The sequence below is a fragment of the Sporosarcina sp. P37 genome (assembly GCF_002109365.1).
Classification (GTDB): domain Bacteria; phylum Bacillota; class Bacilli; order Bacillales_A; family Planococcaceae; genus Sporosarcina.
Genome location: NZ_CP015349.1, coordinates 1,710,772 through 1,734,857, shown reverse-complemented (window position 1 = coordinate 1,734,857; position 24,086 = coordinate 1,710,772). Strand labels below are relative to the sequence as shown.

Genomic DNA, 24,086 nt, shown 5'->3' with positions numbered 1-24,086 from the left:
CTGTTCAATATTTTTGGTGAACCTAACAAATATCACATTGTTCAATGGTGATTGGAACGGGATAGCGATGTGGCTCAGCACAGGGTTATTTATAGCTGGCACTGCTTACTATTTACTGAGCAGAAATACAGTGACGAAAAAGAACTAGCAATTACAGCATCAGGAAAGAAAGCATTTCAACAGTGGTACCCAGACCGTCAACAGCCTCCCGATTCATCCGCGAATTGGGAGGCTGTTTTGTTTATTCAATGGAATGGATGATGAGTATTTCAAACCTTTCTTTTTCGGCGAGCGTAAAGATCCATTTTGTATAGTGCGCGCGGCCGTCCCTGTGAATAGGTCATTTCTTCTCCGACTGTATAAACGAATTGCTGATCCATTAATTTTTTTATTGTTCGTTCCGCAGTCCGCCTGGAAACCGCCAAATAGCCTGCCAGGTCATTGGCGGTGAATGGCTCAGATTGCCTGAACTGTTCAAACTGAATCAGCTTAGAAATAGCTGCGGGACTTAAAGTCGTCTGATCGCTGATTTTCAGAAGCTCAGGGTCATCCAGCTTCATTGCGACTGATGGTTTTGCAGACGGCAGGGGACCGTGCAATTTCTTGTGTTCGTCGAGCATGAAAATTCCTTCACTGCTTGCTTCTTTGCCAAGCTGAAGTGCACTTGCCGCATTATCACTTGCCTCTACTATGGTTTGTCCCAATCCGAAAGATAAGGAAGACGCAGGATAAAGTGATTCGCTGAACTGCTGGAATGCCTGTAAAGACAAAACGAATTCGACAGTGCCGAGCGTAGTGTAGAAGAAGAAACAGTTTCTCTCTGCCTTCCATTGAGCTTGCAGGTAGTTTGCCATTCTTTCTATCGCTTCGGGGGGGAGCTGCCCAGAATCATTTATTTGCAGTAAACCTACCGCGATTTTCGTTGATTGACTTCTGGCCAAGTCAGCCTGATGAGCCGCTAGTTCCATTGCACGTAAAATATTGCTGACAGGGTCAATCATGCGCAAGGAAGGAATTCCCGCGGCTTGCAATTGATCGTATACGGCATGCACACTGGTAACAGCCATCTTCGATTTACCGCTCCGGAAATGTTCCAGGTGGAAATTTACGACTTCCTGCAAATCACTGTTGGAACGCAGTTCATAGATGGCAGGTTTCTTGGCGGGTGCAAGACCGCCCAGATCTTGCAGAAGATGTTCCGCGTGGGTAATATTTTTTATATCCATAGAAATATCGTGAATACCCACGTTTTTCTCTGAAGCAAGGTATAATAAAGTAACAGCAATCGTATGTTCATTCTGCTGAAGGTACAATGAAGGAATAGAGATTGTCTGAAGAATTTGTTCAGACGCTTCATAAGGCAGGGAACCGGAGAACAAAATAGCATGACAAGGCTTCAGTTTCTCAAGTAAACGGGGTGCTTCAGAAGGCTTGTCATACTGATAATATTCAATGTGCAAGTCCTCGGGCAGTAAGATTGTTTTTGCCTGTCTGCAAAACTCTTGTGGGCCGACCAGTGCAATGGTAACCTTCATAGGAGATCTCCTCTTTTCATTAACGACTATTTAACGACAATCATACAGGACGAATGAAAAGCTGCCAATAAGAAAGGAAGAAAAAAATGAAAATCACTGAAATAGAAGTATTTGCGATTCGATTGCCATTAATTGAGCCGTTTGTCATCAGCTATGCATCTTATGATGACATGCCTTCCATCATTGTCAAAATAACGACCGATACGGGGCATATCGGTTACGGAGAAGCTGTAGCGGATGATCATGTTACAGGCGAAAGCTGGGAAGGCACATTCGCTGTCATCCGTCATACGCTCGCGCCCGTTTTACTTGGTCAAAATCCAAGCCGTTTCGGTAAAATTCACGAATTGATGGATCAGGCAATTTACGGTGTGCCCGCAGCGAAAGCAGCACTTGATATTGCTTGTTTTGACGCGGTGGGCAAAGCGTACGGTATTCCAGCCTATAACCTGCTCGGCGGCCGTTATCACGAGAAGTTTCCTATTACACATGTGCTGAGCATCGCTTCTCCTGAACATATGGCACAGGAAGCGGCAGACCGTGTCGCGGCAGGCTACGACTCATTGAAGATGAAGGTGGGCACGAATGCCGCAGAAGACGTCAAGAGAATTCAGGCAGTGCGTGAGCGGGTAGGAAAAGACGTCAAGATTCGCGTTGATGTCAATCAAGGATGGGTCAACAGCGCCGTCACATTGCAGGCTATGAAGCAACTGGAAAGCTGTGAGCTGGACTGGCTTGAGCAGCCTGTCAAAGCAGACGATATCGATGCGATGGTGGAAATCAAATCGAAAACTTCCACTCCGCTGATGGCGGATGAAGGATTGCGCGGCGTGCGTGAAATGCGTGAAATCATCGCAAAACGTGCAGCAGATAAAGTGAATATCAAACTTATGAAATGCGGCGGCATGTATCCTGCCATGAAGCTTGCCCATATGGCGGAAATGGCAGGTATCGAGTGCCAGGTCGGATCGATGGTTGAGTCATCTGTCGGGTCTGCGGCAGGTTTTCATGTGGCATTCTCGCAAAAAGTGATGACGAGCGTGGAACTGACAGGACCGTTGAAATTCAGTAAGGATATCGGGAATTTGCACTATGACGTGCCGTTCATTGAACTTAATGAAAAGCCGGGGCTCGGTGTGGATGTGGATGAACAAGTACTGGAAGAATTAACCGTGCGTAAAGAAAAGGTGACACGATGAAGCTGCAGGCGTCGCTGTCGTTCGTGACAGAAGATCAGCTGCCGGATGTTCTGGCGCTTCAGAAACGTGTCGTTGCGGAATTGGAACGTCCCGAGTTTCTGCAGCCGCTGACAGAGGAAGAGTTTTTGTATATTCTGCGCGGTCATGGTATGTTGGCTGGCGCATTCGTCGATGACCGCCTAATTGCGTTCCGGGCAATGCTTGACCCGGGAGAAGATGATGAACATCTCGGAATAGATGCTAGCGTGACGGATGAGGAATTATCCGCTGTCTTATACTCAGAAATTACAGGCGTACATCCTGATTTCAGAGGGCATGGACTGCAAACAGTGCTCGGGAAATGGCTGATGGACCATGTCGACAGCGATCAATACCGCTATATTTGCACAACGGTGGCCCCGTTTAACATACCGAGCTTAAAGGATAAATTTTCGCTCGGTTTACGGATTGCCGCGCTTAAAGTAAAGTACGGCAACAAACTGCGCTATATTTTATTCAGAGATCTGCAAAAGCCCTTCCAGACAGATCCTGCTGAGCAACAATGGGTTCAAATGAGTGATATAGAATCTCAGCAGCAATTACTGAAAGAAGGCTGGCGCGGTGAACAAATCGGGCAGCGTGACACTGACTGGTATGTGCTGTACGTCAAATAATAAGGAAATTCCCGTCGGACTGTGCTATTTGTGCACAGTCTCTTTTTACTGTAATCAGCTCATTCCAAGTGCCTTGCAACTATAGAAGGGGAACTCTGTGGTAAAATTAAGGTACTACAATTGAAAGGTTGATATCCTTAATGCGAAATACTTCTGTAAAACTCACATCTTTATCTTCAAAAGGAGGCTGCGGCTGTAAAATTGGACCGGCAGATCTCGCTGAAGTCTTACATACACTGCCGCCTGGTCTCGCGGATCCAAACTTACTTGTCGGATTGGATACGAGCGATGATGCGGGAGTTTATAAAATAAATGATACGACCGCCATTGTGCAAACGCTCGACTTTTTCACTCCTATTGTTAATGATCCCTATGATTTTGGACAGGTGGCGGCGGCAAATGCAATCAGCGATGTGTATGCAATGGGCGGGAAACCGATTACTGCACTGAACATCGTGGCATTTCCCATTCATACCCTTGACCGCAGCATCCTGACAGAAATTCTGCGCGGTGCAGGTGATAAATTAAAGGAAGCGGGCGCTGTTCTTGTCGGCGGTCATTCAATTGATGATCAGGAACCGAAATTCGGCATGCAAGTGACAGGAACCGTTCATCCCGATAAAATTCGTACGAATGCAGGGGCAAAACCAGGCGACCGGTTAATTTTGACAAAACCGATCGGCGTAGGCATCATGACGACTTCATTGAAAAATGGCTTATTAACGGAAGAGGAAGAAATTCACGTGACAAAAGTGATGACGACGCTTAATAAAACAGCAGCTGAAGTGATGGATGAGTATACAATTCATGCATCAACCGACGTAACGGGCTTCGGTTTGCTCGGCCATGCGTCTGAAATGGCGAAAGGGAGCAATGTCTGCCTGCGGATCGACAACGATAAAGTGCCTGTCTTACCACGCACAAGAGAGCTGGCAGAAGCAGGTTCTGTGCCAGGCGGAACAAAAAATAACTTTGCGCACATAGAAGATGTAGTGGAGTATCCCGAATCATTGGATCAAGCGGGAAGATGGATTTTATGTGATGCAGTAACATCAGGCGGATTGCTTGTCGCTGTTGCAGGAGAGGAAGCGGACCGTCTGCATGCACAATTGCGTGAAGCAGGAGTCGATGCCCATATAATTGGAGAAGTGACCGCTGAGCATAACGGCCGAATCATTGTGCAGTAAATCAAGGAGATGGGAAACGAAATGGTACGGGATATAACATTGAAAGACGCACTGGAATTACAGAAAAACCATTCACATACACTGGTTGATGTCCGCTCTCCTAAAGAGTTTGAAGAAGCCACTATTCCGGGCAGCATCAATATTCCGGTCTTTACAAATGAAGAGCGTGCGGAAGTAGGCACGCTCTATAAGCAAGCAGGCAAAGAAGCCGCAATGGATCGAGGTCTGGTCATCTTCTCCCGGAAACTGCCTGCATTCATTGAGGAATTCAGGAAAATCGAAACGCCGCTCACAGTATTTTGCTGGCGCGGCGGTATGCGGAGCAAGACGGCTATGACGGTACTGGAACTGATGGGAATTCGTTCGAGCCGAATCAGCGGGGGAATCCATACATATCGTCAATGGGTGATCGAGCGGCTGCAAGAACCCATCAAGCCTCAATTATTGGTTTTGAATGGCTATACAGGCAGCGGAAAGACAAAAGTTCTGCACAAACTGAGGGAGGACGGGTGTCCGGTCATTGACTTGGAAGGAATGGCGGGGCATCGCGGTTCGATTTTCGGACAGATTGGCGTCAAGCCGAATAATCAGAAGAAGTTTGAATTACTGCTGGCAGACAAATTAGTCCAATACGCGAATGAACCTTATGTATTTATTGAAGGTGAAAGCAAACGCATCGGTCAAGTGCACATGCCCCAGCTGCTGTTTGCGAAAAAAGAACAGAGTCCGCAATGGATTATCCGATTGCCTATCGAAGAGCGCGTAGAAGAAATTCTTTCCGAGTATGAACCGGAAAAACGTCCGGAACAGTTTTTGGAGGCATTTTCCCGAATCCGTAAACGAATCCATCAGCCTGTCGCGGTGCAAATACAGGATGATCTGGAAAACGGCCGTTTTGCTGAAGCAGTAGAGCAACTGCTGACACACTATTATGACCCGCAGTATAAACACTCTGTTGCACGTTTTGCGCAAGAAGACATCATCCAGGCGGCAACCGTACAGGAAGCATATGAGCAATGTCTCCAGCGGTATCGTGAGTTAATGAAATAAAAATGCAGACTGCCTAGTGAACCTAGGCGGTCTTTTCTTTTTGCTGGCGTGAAAGTAGTGTATTGAGCGCTTGAAGAGGGGGTATGAGCGGCTGTCTAGCTGTATAGAGCGCTTGGGCAGGATGTATGAGCGGTTATGAAGTGATATAGAGCGGTTTGCAAGAACTATGAGCGGTGATCAAGGATTATAGAGCGTTTGAAGAAGCCTTATTATCGCTGGATAGAAGTTTGCCAATTAACGAACGAGGGTATTCATAAAACTAACATCAGCCAGACAGCCAACAAGAAAAACTGACATAGAAAAGAGGAAATGCCATGATTGAACTAAAAACCAACCTGCCGGGAAAGAAGTCATTGTTCGGTGACGCCTGCAAGATCCTGGGAGAGCATGACATCCAAATGGGAGGAAACTGGGATTTCGACAGGGGAAACTTTGATTCCATCCTAAGTAAAGATGATCACGAAACAATTTACTTGCGTATACCTTTCCACGTAATAGACGGTATGCTCGATGAAGACAATGCCATGATAGAGTTTGATGTGCCTTTCGTTATCAAACACGTCATGAACATCGGATTGGACGATGAGGACAGTCCTGTTCTTGCAGCTGCAGGACTTGACCAGTTCCAGTCTCCGCAAGATAAAGACGCGCCAATCGTATACGATGAGAAGTGGGTGATTGACGGTGAAGAACGGATTGCGAAATTCTCCGACAATCCTATTTTTATTGCACCGTTAGTGTAAAAATATTTCTTTGCAATCCATAATGAGCAAATCCTGACCGCACGGATTTGCTCGTTTTCGTGTGCGGATAAATATCCGCATCCTGTGTAACTCGGTATGATAAGATAAACAAAGCGCGAAAACTCAATTAACTAAACTGCGGGTCGAATCCAACAGGGCGGGGAATGGGAGGAGGATTGCATGTCGGGACGGCATAATTATTCATACTATGCAACATCTAAAGAGGCACAAAAACGGCTGTATAAGCGGTCTTTACTTGTCGTAATCATCTCACAAATTTTCAGCGGCGCCGGACTTGCAGCGGGAATTACAGTCGGGGCGCTGTTAATTCAAGATATGACCGGCGATGCAAGCTTAGCCGGTATGCCAATTGCGTTATCTACATTCGGTTCAGCGTTCTCGGCCTATCTGGTAGGCAGGTTATCGCAGCGCTACGGACGCAGGCTTGGCCTGGGCGCGGGTTTTATAACGGGAGGCGCAGGGGCGTTTGGTGTCATTCTGGCAGTGATGACAGGAAGTTTGGCCATACTATTTGTTTTCCTGTTTATTTATGGGGCAGGGACATCATCCAACTTACAGGCCCGTTATGCCGGTACAGATCTGGCTGACGAAAAGCAGCGGGCTACAGCGGTCAGTGTCTCTCTCGTTTCAACTACAGTCGGTGCGGTGGCTGGGCCAAATCTCGTTTTGCCGATGGGGCATGTGGCGGACTTTCTTGGCATTCCTTCGCTGACCGGCGTGTTTTTACTTGCAGGCGCTGCTTATGTATTGGCAGGTTTGACTTTCTTATTATTTTTACGTCCGGATCCATTACTTGTTGCACGTGAAATTGAATTGCTTGAACAAACGAATCGGAAAGAGTCCAATGAAAAGCTCCAGGTTCATCAGCATTCAGCAAACAGGCTGGGGATTTGGGTCGGTGCTATCGTTTTAGTGCTGTCACACGGTGTTATGGTCGCTATTATGACGATGACGCCTATTCATATGCAGCAGCACGGTGCGGCACTGTCGGGTATTGGGCTGGTGATAGGTCTGCACATTGCAGGCATGTATTTACCGTCTATTTTCACCGGGGTTTTAGTGGATCGCATCGGACGTCCCGCCATGGTGGCTGCTTCCGGCGTGACGCTCGCCGTATCGGGTATTCTCGCGGCGTATGCAGCAGGGGGGTCTGTCTTTTGGATGTCTGCAGCACTCGTATTGCTGGGGATCGGCTGGAACTTTGGGCTAATCAGCGGTACAGCAATTGTTATCGATTCGACAGATGTGCTGACACGAGCGAAGATTCAGGGGAGTATTGACGTATTTGTCGCATTGGCAGGCACAGTCGGCGGATTGGCTTCAGGGCTTGTCGTGGCTATATCTGGTTTTGCGATGCTGAGCTTCCTCGGTACATATATTTCTTTACTGCTTATTCCGCTCATTATTTGGATGCGTTATAAGCAAAAGAACACATCTGCACAAGCAGTCTGACAAGAACGGATTATTTCCTCGGAAATAATCCGTTTTTCTTTCGTAAACGACACTTTTGTGTACAAGATACACCGCTTCATTGCTTTGCATAGACTGACAGCGAGAGAGAAAAGGGGGAGTGTATATTGAATCACTCATTTGAAGAGCAGAATAATGAGTGGGTGCATAATTGGCGGCATCCGCAATATCGCCGAATATCAATGGGGCAAGCAAATGAAATTGCGCTGCAAAGAGTACCGGGCGAAGTAGTGAAGTCTGAGCTGGAGTTTGACGATGGGATGCTGGTCTATGAAGTGGATATCCGTACAGCCGAAGGGCATAAGTATGAAGTGAAAGTTGACGCGGTGACAGGTAATGTAGTCAGAGTGAAGAGGGACTGACTACGCAAAGGAAGTCCGAATACTTCTCCTGTAAAAGATTTCTGTGTATGATGAAGAGAAACACACACAGAAAGCAGGGTATCATATGTTTACAGCTATTGAATATTCTAGTAATCCAACAAAAAAATATGAGCAGCTTGCTGCCCAGCTGGACGCGTTATTAACGGGCGAGCCGAACGTCATTGCGAATTTAAGCAATGCTTCAGCGGTACTGAATCAATTTTTCGACCGCATCAATTGGGTAGGCTTTTACTTGATGGATGGCGATGAATTAGTGCTTGGCCCATTTCAGGGCTTGCCGGCCTGTATCCGTATTCCAATCGGCAGAGGAGTGTGCGGAACGGTTGCACAGACAAAAGAAGGGCTTGTCGTAGCAGATGTCAACGCTTTCCCGGGCCATATCGCATGTGATGCGGCATCCCAATCAGAAATTGTCGTTCCGCTGATCAAAGACGGCGAAGTATTCGGTGTTCTCGATATCGACAGCCCTGAACTGGATCGTTTTACAGAAGATGATCTGGCGGGATTGACGCAAGTGGCAGAAGTACTTATGAAACATGTCTGAATTGAAGAATTGTCTGGAAGGGAAATCAATCCTTTTATGCATGTCAAAAAGCACGCCGGAGTGTTCCCGGCGTGCTTTTTACATTCCTAAAACCCAAGTGAAGAAAATGATGATAATCGCAATAGGTGCAAAATAGCGGACGATTACTTTCCATAATGAATGAAGAGCAGGATGCATCCGAAGCTCTTCCGCAGTATCTTCCTTTGTCAGTACAAAGCCTGCAAATAAGGAAACAGCCAGTGCACCGAGCGGCATCGCAATTCTGCTTGTTAGTAAATCGGCGAAATCAAAAATAGAGTTCCCGAAGATGCTTACATCCGACAGCAGACCAAACGACAGTGCACTCGGAATACCGACCAAAAAGATCAGCCCGCCAAAAACCCAAGATGCGCGCCTTCTTCTGTCATGCTTTTTCCGAATTCCTGTAGATACAACAATCTCCAGCATGGCAATCGCAGAAGTAAGTGTGGCAAACAGCATCAGGAAAAAGAAAATGATTAAAAAGACACTGCCGAACGGTATTTCATTGAAAATCGCCGGCAGGATAACGAAAATTAACCCTGGCCCCGCTTCAGGTGAGTGGCCCAGCGCAAACACTGCCGGGAATATGACAAGACCTGCTAAAATAGAAATTCCGATATTCAGCATGGATACGTTAAAAGCAGACTGGCCCAGCTTCTCCTCTCTTGAAAGGTAGGAAGCGTACGTCATCATTGCTGTCACACCGACACTGAGCGAGAAAAATGCCTGCCCTAATGCGACTAAGAAAGTAGTTCCGTTGAAATAACTCCAATCCGGGACAAACAGAAAACGAACACCTTCCATAGCTCCGTCCAATGTCAGCGAACGGATTGCCAGTACAATGAACGAAAGGAATAATAACGGCATAATCCAGCGGCTTGCCCGTTCGATGCCTCCCCGAATCCCGCTCTGCACGATGAAAATTGTTAATCCCATGAATAGGGCTTGGGCTACTAATACTTCCCAAGGATTTGTGATCGTCGCATTAAATAACTCTCCATAATCCAAGCCGCCCAGTTTGAATGTAAAAGCCCGTGCCAAATACGATAAAATCCACCCGCCGACGACACTGTAAAAAGATAGGATGATGAAAGAGGAAGCAAGCCCCATCCACCCGACCCATCCCCAATTCCGCCCGGCGGATAATTCCTTTAAAGAAGTAACCGCATCGGCATGTCCTCTTCTCCCAATGACAAACTCCGCCAATAGAATCGGCAATCCAATCAATAGAGTGCAAATGATAAATAACAGCACAAACACGCTGCCGCCGTTGGTTCCGGCCATATAAGGAAACTTCCAGATCGCACCTAAACCGATGGCACTGCCGGCAGCTGCTAAAATAAAACCTATCTTGGATGTCCATTGCTCACGCTGTTTCATAGTAGTCCTCGTTTCTTTTGTTAAATGACAAAGTCAGTAAATCTTATCATAATTTTGCGAAAGAATCGATAGCCAGCGGGTTAACAGATAGTTTTGAAAATTCATTTGCATTAGTATATCTGTTGGTGTAATATTACACCAATAGATATACTATGTAACTGTGAGGTGATTGCGTGAATCAACAGCAGCTAATAGAATTACTGTCGCTTAAGCTGCGGGTGATCCGTTTGGAAAAAGAGTATTCCCAGCAAAAGATGGCAGATGTACTCGGTCTGTCCAAAAAAACATTACTTCAGATAGAAAAGGGAAGGGCTCTTGCGAGTTGGACCGCTGTTATTGCAGTATGTGCATTATTTCGTGACAGTGAAGTGCTGCAGGCGTCTGTCGGGGGTGACCCGCTTGAAGTGCTGGAGACAATCGCACATAACGGTATTGACCGCCGGATGGATCAGTCGATGGGCGGAAAAGTATGGTGGCGGGAGCTGGAAGCAAAAGGGCGCTTCCGTCTGCAGCAAAACTTGATCAGTCAGCATTATCGTATTTTAGACGAAGAAAATTATCGCTGGTACAGCTCGTTTGATGAAGAAGAAGCACGCCGTCGTCTGGATGAGTTAAGCGAGAAATAAAAGGGGGAAAGTGTATGATTGCGTCTTGGGCATTTGCGGTGCTTTTATTGATAGGATTTCTGTTTTTCACAGCAATAGGTTTATTCTACTTGTTATTTATGGGTCTGATTCACTACATTCCATTGGTGATTGCCGGAGCTGTCTTGTTGTATATATGGATCGTTATGATGATGTTCCATTATTTCAGCACAAAACAGCGAAAACGTTGGTTTGGAATCATTGCAGGAGCTGTCGTTATTGGCACAGCAGTCTGGCCGGCAATGCAGCTATATAAAGACAGTATTTCCACAGTGGGTGCGGAAGTAGATGTGTACTATTATGAGCCGTTTGCGCTTGGCCGAGAATCAAAACTTGTCTCGCTGAAGGAAGAGGCGACATTACAGCTTGAAGATCATTTGCCGCGAATAGACGGTGCTACAGCGCTGTACCCGTTATATGCGGCATTCGTTCAAGCAGTCTATCCGGAAAAAGAATATAATCCATACGACAGCGAAGTAATGGTCAATACAACACCTGTTGCCTATGATAATTTGTTCAATGGCAAAGTCGATATGATTCTGGCTGCAGGACCTTCAGATGCTCAATTGAAAGTGGCGGAGGAGAAAGGCCTTGAATTGAAGCTGACGCCGGTCGGACGGGAAGCATTTGTTTTCTTTGTGAATCAGAAGAATCCGATAAACGGCCTGGAACTGAAACAAATTCAAGAGATATATGCAGGTGAAATTACAAATTGGGATGAAGTTGGGGGCAAAAATGAACCAATTCGTGCATTCCAGCGTCCCGCAGACAGCGGAAGTCAAACCGCATTAGAACGGCTAATGGGAGATATACCAATTATGGATGCTCCGAAAGAAAATGTGCCGGAAGGAATGGGCGGTATAATTTCAGAAGTCTCAAAGTATCGAAACTACAAAAATGCCATTGGCTATACATTCCGCTATTACTCAACGAAAATGGTCGGTAATGAAGAGATTAAGCTGCTTGCGATTGATGGGGTGAAGCCGACGAAGGAAACAATTCGCAGTGATGAATATCCAATTGCTTCAGAGTTTTATATTGTAACAGCGGGTACGGAAAATCCAAATGTCGAGAAGTTCATCGAGTGGATGATTTCACCGCAAGGGCAGGAGTTAGTGGAGAAAGTCGGTTATGTGCCAATAAAGAAGCAAATGGAGGAATAATATATTGACGATGCAACGCTTGAAAAAAGCATGGCTTATACTGACTCTGATGCCGGCACCGTTCTTATTTCATTTCTACGAGTATGGGCAGTACGTTAAGCGTGAAGAAGCTTCGTATCTACTGCTGGCATCTGTTTTATTTGTTATAGTGACCGGCGGTTTGTCGGGCTTGATCAAGCTTCGTTTTATCTTCCTGGCCAATCTGCTCACAGCGGTCATCTCTTTGCTATTAGCGAAGAACTTCATTTTTGACGACGGAGGATGGTTCAAACCGTTCGGCCGCGATATTGTCATTCTGCTCACTGCCTTTGTATTATTTATTGGGCAATTACTGATTCGCGCAGTTGCGAAGCTCTTGATAGACCGATAGAAAAACGGCATGCCTTTCAGTACAGGGGCATGCCGTTCTTGTTATTTCTTCAGTGTATGTCTCTTTCCAGTCTGGTCAGTTACAACGACCTGTGAAGCAGTAACTTCCAAGTCTTTCGCCAGGACGTTCGAGATCTTGCTTGTCTTTTTATCCAGCAGATTATACTTATAAACACCTGTTTTGTTGAAGTAGTACATGGAAGACAGATCGAAAGCCACGGACTTATTGTTTTGGCTTACTTGATTAGTTTTCGAAGTGGCTTCCACTTCGTCAAAAATCACACGTGCAGTAAAGTTCAATAATGTTTTTTTGTTTGTTCCATCCATGGCGATGGAATACAGAGTCAAAGGATCATCAATTGGCGTGTTTGGATCGAATTTAGAATCGAAAACACGGTCCTTATTCTTTTCCAGCGTATAGTAAATGCGGTCGTTCCAAATGAACATGTTGCGGAACTTTTGATCCATCGGAATGCTGCCGATCGTATAGCTCCAGTCATTTACATTGATTTTTACCAGACCATAGCCGGCAGGCATTTTGGTTCCTGGGTTAATCAAGTTCCAATACGGAATATACAGATCGTCGTTATACAGCACCATTTGATAACCCGGCATAAGCAGTTCGCGGTTTATGCCATTGTCGGGCATAGCCGCACTATCTAATATGGCTGAACGTGTTCCTGTTTTTTGATTCTCTTTAAATAATTTCGCAGAAGTTTTGTCTTTTGCGATGGTGTAAGAGAAGCCATTCTGTTCAATTTTCTTGCCTTTGACACTTACATATGAATGATAGTCTCCAAGCTTCATGGAATCATCCAGTGCACGCACTAAAAAAGCCGAAAATTGAGCACGTGTAACAGAGTCTGCCGGCATATATTTCCCTTCAGATCCGCCGGTGATTCCTTTTTTAGCGATACCGTTGATGTCAGGGAATGACCAGTGCGCAGGCGATACGTCAACAAATGTCGCCTGGTGATCGACAGGTATATTAAATGAACGGCGGATGATCGCGGCCATGTGGGCACGTGAAGTATCTTCACCTGGACGCATGAAGCCGTTGTCACCGCGCATGATTCCTTTTTCATTTACCGTGGCGAGAATCTGGTAATACGATGACTTTTTTGTAACATCTTTAAACTGGACAGTTGGATTTTTTACCAGTGGAATCTTTAGTGCTTTTACAAGCATAGAAGAGGCTTGGGCACGTGTAATCGGATCATTCGGCTTAAAGGTACCGTCCGGAAAGCCGCCAATAATATGACGGTCCGCTAAATACATAATTTCTTCCTTGGCCCAATGTTTATCTACATCGGAAAATGATGCGTCAGCCTGTACTCGAAAAGGCACAGCCGCAAAAATCAGCAGAGCAATTACTGCTCCGGCTAGTTTGTTTCTCATACGATGGACCTCCCTTAGTTTATATAATCAATTGTACATGAATAATTTGGAAATGAATAGAAATTGAGACAACAAAAAATCCGACAAAAAGCGTGTCCTGTCGGATTTTTCAGCATTATTTCGTAACAATCTCATACGTCTTTACTACGTCTATACAGCCGATCACGGATTGCAGCATCGAACAGTTCTTCTCTGTCAGTTCCATGACGCGGGGCATTTTATCTTCCGCAATAGTAGAACCGATGACTGTAAAGTGAAGGTGAATTTTCAAGATGCGGCTTGCATCGTCTTGCGAACGCACGACTTCCTTCACATCGACTGCGATATCATCTGCAGGCATACGCATCTTATCAAGAATCTTCCGCATTACACCGCCGCCGCATACTGCAATGGAAGCGACCATCAGCTGGTAGGGGCGGAATCCTTTTTCTTCGTCGGAGGAAATATGTAACTTTCCAAATTCTGTTTCAGTTTCAAAACCGTGTTCTGTCATGTGGAATTTCATATGATCAGCTCCTTTTGCAGTTAGTATACGTTATTTTCGAAATAATTCCAAAGATCGCTGACTGGCTTGGTATGTTTAACTTCGCCGGTTCGTGGAAGAATAAAAATAAGACGGAAAGGGGTGTTGAAACTTGAGTGAAAACAAACAGCCGCACAAAACACTGACTGATAAGAACAACGGCCTTTCATCAGCGCAGGAAGTATTGTATGCGAAAGATTATAAACGGGCAGATAAGGCGGCCGAGAACGAAAACAATGAAAAACCAAAAAACTGACAGCCGCTCCAAGCCCCAACAGATGAAATCCATCTGTTGGGGCTTTTCTCATGAATTCCTTCTGATGTGCCGGTTCCTTTAAAAGTGTAATGAGTGGAAAGATGTATTTTTGACCGGTGATTGGCTGGACTGGGTGGACAGACAGGAATTTGAGGAGATGCATATGGAGTCGAAGGATGGGTTAAGCTTGACGGGCTATTACTTGCCCGCTTTTCCTCTTCTTGATAATATGAGCCTGCTAACGGATGTAAAAGCAGGGTATTCATTGAAAGAAGCAGATGCGTTCGTGCCGACAGAGATGACGAAGGAACTCTATGCAATGACGAAGAGTGAAGCAGAGCTGTTTTTGGCTGACGGGGCTAATCATGGGGAAGCCTTCGTGATGGAAAAGTCCGCGTATAAGCAGAATGTAGAAAAATTCCTCACTGCACATCTATCGCATCCTGCACCGCTTAAACCTGTCAATTGACCTAATTGACCAACAGTTCTATACTGATTCTACATGGCCAGGAAAGCAGGATATTCACATAGTTAGGTTGTGATGTATTGGTAAAAGCAACGGTAGAGAAACTTTGTAAACAGTATACAGACCTGTCGGATCAAGACATAGAGATCTTGCAGGAGATGGCATTCAGCCTGCAGACCTATGCAGATTTGTCGGATTCATATATGTTTATTGACTGCAAATTAAAACCGAGTAACCAGGCAATTGTCGTGGCGGAAGCCTTTCCAACCGGCAGTACCCCGCTGTATAATAATTCAGTGGTAGGAAGAATTGTCTTCGAGTCGTTTGAGCCGGGTGTTTTCTATTCCTATCGAAACGGTAAAAAATCAATTATCCAGCAGGCAATGACACAAGAAGGAATCGTCGTGGGCCAAACTGTTGTGCCGATTAAAAATAGGCATCATCAAGTGATCGGGGTGCTGATTTCTGAAAAACAAGTGAAATCCCTGTTGCCGGCTAATGATGTAAAGACGTTTTCCATAGTAACGGAAACAGCGGAGGATCAAGTGACCAGTGCCGGATTAAGTGTAGTTTCGGATTTGTTAATGGAAATGCTGATTTTGACGGATTCAGACGACCGGCTAGTATATGCGAATCCCGCCGGCTTACAGCTTATTAGTGAAATGAGCGGACAAGACGATGTAATTAACCGGAATGTACTGGACATGCTGCCGTTTTTACAATCCGTTTATGAGCAGGAAGACGATGTATTTGTGTTTGAACTGACGACGCAAAAGAAAGACTTAACAGTGAAAAAAATAAGAATGCGTGAAAAAAATAAATCACAGGAGACATTACTTATTATTCAGGATAACACGGAGCTCCGAACAAAAGAGAAAGAGCTGATGATGAAATCTGTCGTCATAAAAGAAATTCATCACCGTGTAAAGAATAATCTGCAGACGGTTGCAAGCTTGATACGATTGCAGATGCGCAATAACATGCCTGTCGAAAGCCGGGCTGCATTTGAAGAAACGTTAAACAGGATATACAGTATTTCTTCTGTGTACGAAATTATCCTGAGGAAAGAACACGCGGATGATGATGATGTAAATATCATAAATTTGACCAGAAAAATATGCTCCACGATGGTGCTGAATGAATATAATTTGAAAGTGGACTTGATTATTGAGCCAAATGGCAATAAAATAATAACATCCTCTAAGAAAGCGGTTTCAATTGCGCTTATCATCAATGAGCTTATACAAAACTCCTTAAAACATGCATTTCAAGGCAAAGAATCTGGTATTATAGATGTAGAATTCATTGTAGATCAGGATTTTGTTGAACTTCACGTTTCCGACAACGGCGTTGGAATGAAGGATCCGCAAACTTCTCTTGGTACAGAAATCATCCATAATTTAGTGACCAATGACCTGAACGGCGAGTTTTTATATATACCGAGAGAAATTGGGACTCATGCCGTGATTAATTTTCCGGTAGGTGCGGAGGTGGAAATCTTTGATGAGTAAACGCATTTTGATAGCGGAAGATGAATCGATTATCCGCATGGACCTAAAAATGACTTTGCTCGACCACGGCTATGAAGTTGTGGGAGAAGCGGGTGACGGGGACCGGGCAATCGAACTGGCTTTCTTGCATAAGCCTGACTTGGTGTTGATGGATATCAAAATGCCGAAGATGAATGGTTTGAAAGCGAGCCGGATCATTGGAGAACAGCTTGATATACCGATTCTGATTATTACGGCTTACAGTCAAAAGGAATTTGTGGAAAAAGCACAGCAAGACAATGTTGTAGGCTACCTAGTCAAACCTATTTCAGAATCCAATTTAATTCCGGCAATCGAAGTGGCGCTCCATCAATCCGGTAAAGCAAAACGGCTGAAAGAAAGTGTTCAGCAGGCGAAGCAGGAAGTGGAAAAACGGAAGGTAATAGAGAGGGCAAAAGGCATATTGATGGATGCAGAGCATTTAACCGAGCAGCAAGCATTCAAACAGATGCGCGATATGAGTATGTCACGGCAAATGACAATGGTGTCGGTTGCCATGGAAATTATAGATTCGCACAAGTAAATAGATCTGAGCAAAGACGCTTAAAGAGCTTTATTCTTTAAGCGTCTTTTTGTCTTTTTTAGCGAATTTTGAATGAAACCGATCTAAAGGCGGTGGCTGATGGAATAGTACGCGGCAGTTAGTAACACAATACGATAGTATGAGGAGGAAAAGCAGATGGAAATGATCGGCACGGTAATTGTGTATATTATTATGGCCTGTGCAATTGCAGGGGCATTTGCTTCAATAAAAAACCCAGAAGAAGGTTTGGGTAAGGAATTCATGTCGGGACTGCATGCAGTGGGTCATATTTTCGTACCGGCAGCAGGAATCATGGCATCTATTCCATATTTAACTTGGTTTATCAGTAAATTTATCGGTCCTATTTTCAACTCAATTGGCGCAGATCCAGCAATTGCCGCCACAACAATTTTAGCTTCAGACATGGGCGGCTACCAGCTGGCGGAAGCGTTAAAGGTTTCGAATGAAGGCTGGATTATGGCATTAATCGTGGGCTTCATGTCGGGTGCGACTATAGTGTTTTCCATTCCGATGGGACTTGCTATGCTGGATAAGCGGGATCATAAGTATATGGCGCTTGGTATCATGTCGGGTGTATTGACGATACCGATTGGTGCATTTATTGCATCTGTTCTTGTCGTCTTGTTTAATACAGATGTGCGTGATGTAATCAGCACGACTGCTACATCCAATTATGAATTTGCGATAGGCTACTTACAGATTTTCATTAACCTGTTGCCGTTATTACTATTTGTTGTATTAATCGCAGTAGGACTGAAATTCGTTCCGCGTATTATGATTAATGGATTTATGATTTTCGGCCGCGTAATGGATGCTGCCATTAAACTTGTTCTGGTATTCTCCATCGTAGAAATATTCACAGGCATTTTCACAAAAATCTTTGGTGTCTGGGGCTTCGATCCGATTATGGCGGATAAAGCAGACCAATTCCGTGCGCTTGAAACAGCGGGGTATATCGGAATTATGCTTGCGGGTGCATTCCCGATGATTTATTTAATCCGAAAGTATATGGCGCGCCCTTTGGAAGCACTGGGACAAAAGATTGGTCTTTCACCTGAAGGCAGTGCCGGATTACTGGCGACAGTTGCAAATATTTTGGCGATGTTCTCCTTAGTGCGTTATATGAGACCAAAAGATAAAGTCATCAACATCGCGTTTGCTGTCTGTTCGGCATTCTTGCTCGGTGACCACTTATCATTCACCGCGAATTTCCAGCCGAATATTATTCTGCCCGTCATTCTCGGTAAATTCAGTGCCGGAGTGATTGCAATCATTATTGCGTACAAGCTTTCTGTTCCGACAGCACTGAAGTTAGAGAGACAAGATCGTGAAGCGGGAATTATACGTGAAGGTGAATATGAAGAAGATGCAGCGGAAGCACCCGTTGCGAAAGCATAAAAAGTAAAAGCAGGGAGTGTGTGTAATGAGCGAAGAAAAGAAACGGTTTATACAGGAATTTGTTCCCGGAAAACAACTTACTCTCAGTCATTTGATCGCTAATCCGGATCCGGATATGTTCCAGAAGTTAGGCATACAGGAGGCAGGTGCGCTTGGTATCCTGACTTGCACACCTAGTGAAACAGTTATTATTGCAGCGGACTTGGCGACAAAGGCGGCAAATGTCCGCATCGGATTCCTGGATCGTTTTACAGGAAGTCTGGTCATTGTCGGCACTGTATCTGAGGTCGAAATGGCGATGCTTGAGATCAACCGGTTTTTATCCGACAAGTTAGGCTATACGCCGTCAGCTATTACGAAATCATAAGGGGTGAAGATGATGCGAAACAAGGCGATGCTGATCGGTGCAGTAAGGGCCGGAAAATCCACATTAACAAATGCTTTGTTGGGCCGAAAAGTTGAAGCTTTCAAAACGCAGACGCTCAATTATTATGATTGGATTGTCGACACGCCGGGCGAGTACACAGAAAACCCGATGTTCTATAAAAATATTATGGCAACCGCACTTGAAGTGACGCACGTGCTTTATCTGCAGGATGCAACGAGCGAGAAACTCATTTTTCCGCCGGGGTTCAGCATGGGCATACCTAAATTGCCGATCGGCGTTGTCACAAAATGTGATCTGCCCGAAGCGAAATCGCAACGGGCACTCGACATGCTGAAAACAGTCATGAATGAAGGTCCGATTGTTATGGTGTCTTCTGTAACGGGACAGGGAATCGATCATCTGAGGGAATTGACGAAGATGAACAGCCTGACAGACATGCGGCAATATGTGATGGCTGCCGAAGATGAACACTTACTGTTTATCGGTTGATATTCTTTACAGGTATTCAAGAATTTGATATAGTGAAATTCATACAAGTAAATAAAAACGGCAAAGGCGCCTTTACATCCCGTGGAATACCATGGGTTTGTAAAGGTGCTTTTTTTATGTATAAAGCCGGGAATGCTGTCCGATGCTGACAGACATCGAGTGGTATCAGAAAGGGGTGTGGAAGTGAACAATTTCAATAGGCATGAAACCATTATCAGTGCAGGAATTGACATTGGCACGAGCACGACGAAACTGATTATCAGCCGATTCTCTCTGCGTAACGTGGCAGGTGCAACACATGTCCCGAGAATAGAAATTACGGATAAAGAAATACTATACAAAAGTCCGGTATTCCGTACGCCATTGCAAGACGCTGTGACTGTCGATGTGGCAGGCGTTCAGCAAATTATCCGCTCTGAATACGATAAAGCAGGAGTTCAGCCTTCACAGATTGAAACGGGTGCTGTCATTATTACTGGCGAAACCGCAACCAAACGCAATGCCAGTGAATTGCTGCACCAATTATCCGATGAAGCGGGTGATTTTCTGGTGGCAACAGCGGGTCCTGACCTGGAAGGCATCATTGCTGCAAAGGGCTCGGGAAGCTATGAAGCATCGGGCAAAAGCGGACAGGTGATTGCCAATATAGACATTGGCGGAGGAACAGCAAATATTGCAGTATTTAGGGATAAACAATTACTAGGAACGTGCACGATGCATATCGGCGGACGCTTAATCGAATTTGAACATGGAAAAGTCCGGACAATATCACCGCCGGTCGCCAGGCTGCTTGAAGAGCAGGGCTACACGTTACAAGCCGGTGATCCGCAAAACGCTGCAGCCGTGTCCTTTGTGACAACTTATATGGCAGAGGCGATGGCGCGTATGTTGAAAAAAGAAGTTCATGCACAGGATCAAGTGCTGTTGCTTGGACATGAGCCTAACTGGGCGCCTTCAGTAGATACGATCGTTTTTTCAGGCGGTATTTCTGAATGCATGTACCATCATGAATCAGACGAAGCCCAGGAAGCACAATACGATGACATCGGACTCCAGCTGGCGGAAGCCTTACTGAACAATGCATCCTTGCAGCAATTCACCTGGCAAGAGCCAGCGGAAACCGTGCGTGCGACTGTATTAGGGGCAGGAACACAAACTACTGAAATAAGCGGAGCTACCATCCAGGTTGCGCCGCATGAATTGCCGTTAAAGAATATCCCGATTTATCAATACGACTTTAAAGAAAATCTGGAGACAGGGTTATCTCATTTTGAAGACGCTGTAGAGCAGGCCGTCGCGTTATACGACTCCGCGAAGGAAGGACAAAACTTCGCCCTTTATTTGTCCAATCTGCCTTATCTCGGATTTCGTGATGTTCAAAAACTCGCAAAAGCCATTGTCCAGATTATGGATCAGCGGCCGAGGCCCGAACAGCCAATTATTTTAGTGATCCAGTCAGATCATGCCAAAGTGATTGGCCAGACATTGGCAGCGTTACAAGTGAAACAAAGCATTATTTGTATAGATCAAATCAATGTGGAAACAGGCGATTACATCGATATCGGCAACGCACTCACTTCGGGCGTCGTACCGGTCGTTGTGAAAACCCTAACATTCCACACAACGTAAAGGAGGTCTCGTACGTGAATTTATCCACTACACTAGGCGGCGAACGATATGTGTTCCAGGACCTGAAAGAAGTGCTTGCAAAAGCGAATGAAGAGAAATCCGGTGATCGCCTCGCAGGAATTGCAGCGGAAACCGTACAAGAGCGAATTGCCGCTAAAACAGTTGTCAGCGAGCTGCTCGTCAGCGACATACGTAATAATCCGTTACTCCCGATTGAAAGTGATGAAGTTTCACGCATCATTGAAAATGACATTAATGAAAAGGTCTACGGCGAGATTCGGAACTGGAGTATCGCAGAACTTCGCGAATACATTTTGAGCAATGAAGTAGGAGACCGCGAATTGAAGCGCTTAAGCCGCGGGTTAACTTCTGAAGTTATTGCAGCTGTTACAAAACTGATGTCCAATTTGGACTTGGTGCATGCAGCGAATAAAATTGAAATCTTATCTACGTGCAATATTACTATCGGTCAAAAGGGAACCATGTCTTCCCGCTTACAGCCGAACCATCCGACTGATAATATTGACGGCATCATAACATCCTTGAAAGAAGGCTTGTCCTACGGTATCGGTGATGCAGTAATCGGCGTCAATCCGGTGGACGATTCTGTAGAAAGCGTAAAGCGTGTCTTGAATGCAACGAAAGAATTTATCAACGATTGGGAAATCCCGACACAAAACTGTGTCCTGGCACATGTTACGACACAGATGAAAGCGATTGAGCAGGGTGCACCTGCCGATATGATTTTCCAGAGTATCGCAGGAACAGAGAAAGCGAATCGTTCATTCGGAATTTCAGCAGAGCTAATCGCTGAAGCGAAAGATCTATCATTGAAACAAGGCACAGGCACGGGTCCTCAAACATTGTATTTTGAAACAGGACAAGGATCTGAATTATCGGCTGAAGCGCATTTCGGTGTGGATCAGGTGACGATGGAAGCACGTAACTACGGATTCGCCCGGCATTACGATCCGTACATCGTCAACACGGTAGTTGGATTCATTGGCCCTGAGTATTTGTATAACAGCAAACAGGTTATCCGCGCGGGGCTTGAAGATCACTTTATGGGTAAACTTCACGGTCTGCCAATGGGAGTGGACATTTGTTATACGAACCATATCAAAGCGGACCAGAACGATATAGAAGATTTAAGTATTCTGCTCTCTGCAGCAGGTGTAAACTTCATCATCGCAGCACCGATGGGCGATGACGTCATGCTGAATTATCAGTCCATGAGCTACCACGACATAGCGACGGTTCTGCGGACGACGGGTAAAACCCCGGCGCCTGAATACTTAAAATGGCTTGAAAAGATGGGAATTTACGAAAACGGCATGCTAAGCAAGCGCGCCGGCGATCTCACACTATTCAACCGATAGGAGGTGGATGAACTTGAATGAAGAATTGATTCAGCAAATCACAAAAATGGTCGTGGAAAAACTGGAAGCTGCCAATAGCGGCCAAGCTGTACAGCGTCCCGCCAATGAACAAAAAGTCGAGCTGTTTTCTCAGCAGCCAGTTGGAAAGTCAGAAGCGGAAACTGCAGAAACATCGCCTGACGGAGCTGTAACATTCCACAGTACGACGAAAAACCAGAAGCGAAATATTGCCACAGTGAAGCCAAAGCCAACGACAGCCTTTGGTAAACCTAAAACTGAACCCGAAGAAGACAAACTGGCGGAATACCGCAAGAAGACACCGGCCCGAGTAGGTGTCGGCCGTGCTGGTTCCCGCCCGAAAACAAAAACTTGGCTGCAGTTCCGACTGGATCATGCAGCAGCAGTAGATGCAGTGTATGGTGAAGTACCCGATAACCTGCTTGACCAGCTGGGACTTTTCCAAGTGCAGTCCCAAGTGGCGGATAAAGAGGAATATATTCGTCGTCCGGACCTTGGCAGAAAACTGTCAGATGAAGGGAAATCATTGATACAGGAGCGCTGTAAAAAGTCTCCGGTAGTTCAGATCGTCGCATCAAACGGTCTGAGTGCGAAAGCGATTGAAGAAAACCTGGAAGATGTTTATTTATCGCTCGAGCAATCACTCACTAACTTGAATATCGAAATGGGTACGACATTTTACGTGGATAAAGGACGAGTCGCTGTGATGGATGATATCGGTGAGATATTGCAGCCAGATGTCGTAGTCATGCTGATTGGCGAACGTCCAGGCCTAGTTTCCGCAGAATCACTGAGCGCATATATGTGCTACAAGCCGAGACACGGAACGATTGAAGCGGATCGTATGGTGATTTCCAATATTCATAAAGGTGGCATTCCGCCTGTTGAAGCGGGCGCGTATCTTGGGACAATTATCCAGAAGATCTTAAAATATGAAGCCAGCGGTGTATCGCTAGTTCAAAAAGAAGGCTGAGGAAGGAGGAAGGCAAATGAAAATTCATGCAGAAATATTATCGATGCAAGTCATCCCAAACGTCAGTCCGGAACTGGCTGAGAAATTCCAGCTGAAACCCTATCAGCGCAGTCTTGGATTAGTCACGACAACAATTGACGATATCGGTTACACGGCAATTGACGCAGCCACAAAACACAGTGATGTGGAAGTAGTGTATGCGAAAAGTTTTTATGCAGGTTCCGGTCATGCTTCGGGCCCGCTGTCGGGTGAATTTATAGGAATAATTGCTGGCCCGTCCCCGGAAGAAGTGAAAAGCGGTCTCGATTCCATCCGCATTACGGTGGAACATGAAGCGTATTTTGAAGCGATTAACGGCAATCCGGACCATGTGCTCTATGCGCATGCGATCTCGAGCTGCGGCAGTTACTTAGCTGAAATGGCAAATATACCGGTTGGGCAGTCCATTGCTTATTTAATTGCTCCGCCGATGGAAGCGATGATCGGATTGGATGCGGCATTAAAAGCTGCAGACGTTACACTGTGTGAGCTCTATGCGCCTCCTTCCGAAACGAACTTCGGCGGCGGTCTGCTGACAGGCAGTCAATCGTCTTGTCAGGCAGCGGCCGATGCATTCCGGGAAGCCGTACAGAACATGGCGGATCATCCGTTAAGCTATTGATAGATAGGCATGCAGAAAGGAGTGTTTTGATTTGGTTCAATTAGTTGATAAT

26 protein-coding genes are annotated in these 24,086 nt (G+C 45.5%); 22 read left to right on the top strand and 4 right to left on the bottom strand.

Annotated features, from left to right (window positions below; genetic code table 11):
* Positions 1-269: 269 nt before the first annotated feature.
* The gene (locus tag SporoP37_RS09030) at positions 270-1,535 is read right to left on the bottom strand and encodes an HTH domain-containing protein (RefSeq protein ID WP_085430772.1); all 1,266 of its coding nucleotides are present in this window, start codon (positions 1,533-1,535) and stop codon (positions 270-272) included.
* A gap of 86 nt (positions 1,536-1,621) precedes the next feature.
* Between SporoP37_RS09030 and SporoP37_RS09025 the strand changes: the two genes are divergently transcribed.
* The 8 genes from SporoP37_RS09025 to SporoP37_RS08990 all read left to right on the top strand — a co-directional run bounded on the left by SporoP37_RS09025 (position 1,622) and on the right by SporoP37_RS08990 (position 8,785).
* The gene (locus tag SporoP37_RS09025) at positions 1,622-2,734 is read left to right on the top strand and encodes a mandelate racemase/muconate lactonizing enzyme family protein (RefSeq protein WP_081243346.1); all 1,113 of its coding nucleotides are present in this window, start codon (positions 1,622-1,624) and stop codon (positions 2,732-2,734) included.
* On the top strand, positions 2,731-3,387 hold the full coding sequence (locus SporoP37_RS09020) for an N-acetyltransferase (protein ID WP_081243345.1): 657 nt from the start codon (positions 2,731-2,733) through the stop codon (positions 3,385-3,387). The genes SporoP37_RS09025 and SporoP37_RS09020 overlap by 4 nt, the downstream gene beginning before the upstream one ends.
* Positions 3,388-3,527: 140 nt before the next feature.
* Positions 3,528-4,574 (top strand): selenide, water dikinase SelD, encoded by a 1,047-nt coding sequence (gene selD / locus SporoP37_RS09015; protein ID WP_081243344.1) that lies wholly within the window; start codon positions 3,528-3,530, stop codon positions 4,572-4,574.
* 21 nt (positions 4,575-4,595) lie between these two features.
* Entirely contained in the window at positions 4,596-5,624 is a 1,029-nt protein-coding gene (mnmH, locus tag SporoP37_RS09010; RefSeq protein WP_081243343.1) for a tRNA 2-selenouridine(34) synthase MnmH, read from the top strand.
* Between the two features lie 314 nt (positions 5,625-5,938).
* On the top strand, positions 5,939-6,367 hold the full coding sequence (locus SporoP37_RS09005) for a YugN family protein (RefSeq protein ID WP_081243342.1): 429 nt from the start codon (positions 5,939-5,941) through the stop codon (positions 6,365-6,367).
* Positions 6,368-6,547: 180 nt separating this feature from the next.
* Entirely contained in the window at positions 6,548-7,840 is a 1,293-nt protein-coding gene (locus SporoP37_RS09000) for an MFS transporter (RefSeq protein WP_085430771.1), read from the top strand.
* A gap of 125 nt (positions 7,841-7,965) precedes the next feature.
* Positions 7,966-8,220, top strand: coding sequence for a PepSY domain-containing protein (locus SporoP37_RS08995; RefSeq protein WP_198160005.1), 255 nt, complete (start codon positions 7,966-7,968; stop codon positions 8,218-8,220).
* A gap of 85 nt (positions 8,221-8,305) precedes the next feature.
* A complete protein-coding gene (locus tag SporoP37_RS08990) occupies positions 8,306-8,785 on the top strand; it encodes a GAF domain-containing protein (protein ID WP_085431742.1) in 480 nt (159 codons plus the stop codon).
* Between the two features lie 78 nt (positions 8,786-8,863).
* Here the strand turns inward: SporoP37_RS08990 and SporoP37_RS08985 are convergent, their stop codons facing one another.
* Positions 8,864-10,186 carry a sodium-dependent transporter gene (locus SporoP37_RS08985; RefSeq protein ID WP_085430770.1) on the bottom strand — a complete coding sequence of 441 codons (1,323 nt, stop codon included), beginning with the start codon at positions 10,184-10,186 and terminating at the stop codon, positions 8,864-8,866.
* Positions 10,187-10,359: 173 nt separating this feature from the next.
* On the opposite strand from SporoP37_RS08985, the gene SporoP37_RS08980 reads away from it, so the two are divergent.
* From SporoP37_RS08980 to SporoP37_RS08970, 3 genes are read left to right on the top strand one after another with little or no spacing between them, the layout of a single operon-like run.
* Positions 10,360-10,812 carry a helix-turn-helix transcriptional regulator gene (locus SporoP37_RS08980; protein WP_085430769.1) on the top strand — a complete coding sequence of 151 codons (453 nt, stop codon included), beginning with the start codon at positions 10,360-10,362 and terminating at the stop codon, positions 10,810-10,812.
* Positions 10,813-10,826: 14 nt separating this feature from the next.
* Complete coding sequence (locus SporoP37_RS08975; RefSeq protein ID WP_085430768.1) at positions 10,827-11,993, top strand: PstS family phosphate ABC transporter substrate-binding protein; 1,167 nt, start codon at positions 10,827-10,829, stop codon at positions 11,991-11,993.
* A gap of 4 nt (positions 11,994-11,997) precedes the next feature.
* A complete protein-coding gene (locus tag SporoP37_RS08970; protein WP_085430767.1) occupies positions 11,998-12,363 on the top strand; it encodes a hypothetical protein in 366 nt (121 codons plus the stop codon).
* 41 nt (positions 12,364-12,404) lie between these two features.
* Here SporoP37_RS08970 and SporoP37_RS08965 read toward each other — a convergent pair whose 3' ends face one another.
* Positions 12,405-13,760: an S-layer homology domain-containing protein gene (locus tag SporoP37_RS08965; RefSeq protein ID WP_085430766.1), complete on the bottom strand. Its 1,356-nt coding sequence runs from the start codon at positions 13,758-13,760 to the stop codon at positions 12,405-12,407.
* A 115-nt stretch (positions 13,761-13,875) separates the two neighbouring features.
* A complete protein-coding gene (locus SporoP37_RS08960) occupies positions 13,876-14,265 on the bottom strand; it encodes an OsmC family protein (protein ID WP_085430765.1) in 390 nt (129 codons plus the stop codon).
* 130 nt (positions 14,266-14,395) lie between these two features.
* On the opposite strand from SporoP37_RS08960, the gene SporoP37_RS08955 reads away from it, so the two are divergent.
* From SporoP37_RS08955 to eutL, 11 genes are all read left to right on the top strand, one after another.
* Entirely contained in the window at positions 14,396-14,539 is a 144-nt protein-coding gene (locus SporoP37_RS08955) for a YfhE family protein (RefSeq protein WP_085430764.1), read from the top strand.
* A gap of 109 nt (positions 14,540-14,648) precedes the next feature.
* Positions 14,649-15,008, top strand: coding sequence for an alpha/beta hydrolase family protein (locus SporoP37_RS08950; protein ID WP_198160003.1), 360 nt, complete (start codon positions 14,649-14,651; stop codon positions 15,006-15,008).
* Between the two features lie 77 nt (positions 15,009-15,085).
* Complete coding sequence (locus SporoP37_RS08945; protein ID WP_085430763.1) at positions 15,086-16,516, top strand: sensor histidine kinase; 1,431 nt, start codon at positions 15,086-15,088, stop codon at positions 16,514-16,516.
* Complete coding sequence (locus SporoP37_RS08940) at positions 16,509-17,078, top strand: ANTAR domain-containing response regulator (RefSeq protein WP_081243321.1); 570 nt, start codon at positions 16,509-16,511, stop codon at positions 17,076-17,078. Before SporoP37_RS08945 ends, SporoP37_RS08940 begins: the two co-directional genes overlap by 8 nt.
* A gap of 156 nt (positions 17,079-17,234) precedes the next feature.
* Complete coding sequence (gene eutH, locus SporoP37_RS08935) at positions 17,235-18,497, top strand: ethanolamine utilization protein EutH (protein ID WP_085430762.1); 1,263 nt, start codon at positions 17,235-17,237, stop codon at positions 18,495-18,497.
* A gap of 25 nt (positions 18,498-18,522) precedes the next feature.
* Complete coding sequence (gene eutS / locus SporoP37_RS08930) at positions 18,523-18,864, top strand: ethanolamine utilization microcompartment protein EutS (RefSeq protein WP_081243319.1); 342 nt, start codon at positions 18,523-18,525, stop codon at positions 18,862-18,864.
* A 12-nt stretch (positions 18,865-18,876) separates the two neighbouring features.
* Positions 18,877-19,374, top strand: coding sequence for a EutP/PduV family microcompartment system protein (locus SporoP37_RS08925; RefSeq protein WP_081243318.1), 498 nt, complete (start codon positions 18,877-18,879; stop codon positions 19,372-19,374).
* Between the two features lie 159 nt (positions 19,375-19,533).
* Positions 19,534-21,003 carry an ethanolamine ammonia-lyase reactivating factor EutA gene (locus SporoP37_RS08920; protein WP_232329738.1) on the top strand — a complete coding sequence of 490 codons (1,470 nt, stop codon included), beginning with the start codon at positions 19,534-19,536 and terminating at the stop codon, positions 21,001-21,003.
* Between the two features lie 14 nt (positions 21,004-21,017).
* Complete coding sequence (locus SporoP37_RS08915; RefSeq protein ID WP_085430760.1) at positions 21,018-22,382, top strand: ethanolamine ammonia-lyase subunit EutB; 1,365 nt, start codon at positions 21,018-21,020, stop codon at positions 22,380-22,382.
* A gap of 7 nt (positions 22,383-22,389) precedes the next feature.
* Positions 22,390-23,373, top strand: a complete 984-nt coding sequence (eutC, locus tag SporoP37_RS08910) for an ethanolamine ammonia-lyase subunit EutC (protein WP_369922163.1) — start codon at positions 22,390-22,392, stop codon at positions 23,371-23,373.
* Between the two features lie 16 nt (positions 23,374-23,389).
* Positions 23,390-24,034 carry an ethanolamine utilization microcompartment protein EutL gene (gene eutL / locus SporoP37_RS08905; RefSeq protein WP_081243315.1) on the top strand — a complete coding sequence of 215 codons (645 nt, stop codon included), beginning with the start codon at positions 23,390-23,392 and terminating at the stop codon, positions 24,032-24,034.
* The last annotated feature ends 52 nt before the right edge of the window (positions 24,035-24,086 follow it).

What these genes read in the sequence shown, in the direction of transcription:
- SporoP37_RS09030 (WP_085430772.1), bottom strand. Translation starts at nt 1,535, where the DNA reads ATGAAGGTTACCATTGCACTGGTCGGCCCACAAGAGTTTTGCAGACAG.
- SporoP37_RS09025 (WP_081243346.1), top strand. Translation starts at nt 1,622, where the DNA reads ATGAAAATCACTGAAATAGAAGTATTTGCGATTCGATTGCCATTAATT.
- SporoP37_RS09020 (WP_081243345.1), top strand. Translation starts at nt 2,731, where the DNA reads ATGAAGCTGCAGGCGTCGCTGTCGTTCGTGACAGAAGATCAGCTGCCG.
- selD (WP_081243344.1), top strand. Translation starts at nt 3,528, where the DNA reads ATGCGAAATACTTCTGTAAAACTCACATCTTTATCTTCAAAAGGAGGC.
- mnmH (WP_081243343.1), top strand. Translation starts at nt 4,596, where the DNA reads ATGGTACGGGATATAACATTGAAAGACGCACTGGAATTACAGAAAAAC.
- SporoP37_RS09005 (WP_081243342.1), top strand. Translation starts at nt 5,939, where the DNA reads ATGATTGAACTAAAAACCAACCTGCCGGGAAAGAAGTCATTGTTCGGT.
- SporoP37_RS09000 (WP_085430771.1), top strand. Translation starts at nt 6,548, where the DNA reads ATGTCGGGACGGCATAATTATTCATACTATGCAACATCTAAAGAGGCA.
- SporoP37_RS08990 (WP_085431742.1), top strand. Translation starts at nt 8,306, where the DNA reads ATGTTTACAGCTATTGAATATTCTAGTAATCCAACAAAAAAATATGAG.
- SporoP37_RS08985 (WP_085430770.1), bottom strand. Translation starts at nt 10,186, where the DNA reads ATGAAACAGCGTGAGCAATGGACATCCAAGATAGGTTTTATTTTAGCA.
- SporoP37_RS08975 (WP_085430768.1), top strand. Translation starts at nt 10,827, where the DNA reads ATGATTGCGTCTTGGGCATTTGCGGTGCTTTTATTGATAGGATTTCTG.
- SporoP37_RS08965 (WP_085430766.1), bottom strand. Translation starts at nt 13,760, where the DNA reads ATGAGAAACAAACTAGCCGGAGCAGTAATTGCTCTGCTGATTTTTGCG.
- SporoP37_RS08960 (WP_085430765.1), bottom strand. Translation starts at nt 14,265, where the DNA reads ATGAAATTCCACATGACAGAACACGGTTTTGAAACTGAAACAGAATTT.
- SporoP37_RS08940 (WP_081243321.1), top strand. Translation starts at nt 16,509, where the DNA reads ATGAGTAAACGCATTTTGATAGCGGAAGATGAATCGATTATCCGCATG.
- eutH (WP_085430762.1), top strand. Translation starts at nt 17,235, where the DNA reads ATGGAAATGATCGGCACGGTAATTGTGTATATTATTATGGCCTGTGCA.
- eutS (WP_081243319.1), top strand. Translation starts at nt 18,523, where the DNA reads ATGAGCGAAGAAAAGAAACGGTTTATACAGGAATTTGTTCCCGGAAAA.
- SporoP37_RS08925 (WP_081243318.1), top strand. Translation starts at nt 18,877, where the DNA reads ATGCGAAACAAGGCGATGCTGATCGGTGCAGTAAGGGCCGGAAAATCC.
- eutC (WP_369922163.1), top strand. Translation starts at nt 22,390, where the DNA reads ATGAACTTGAATGAAGAATTGATTCAGCAAATCACAAAAATGGTCGTG.
- eutL (WP_081243315.1), top strand. Translation starts at nt 23,390, where the DNA reads ATGAAAATTCATGCAGAAATATTATCGATGCAAGTCATCCCAAACGTC.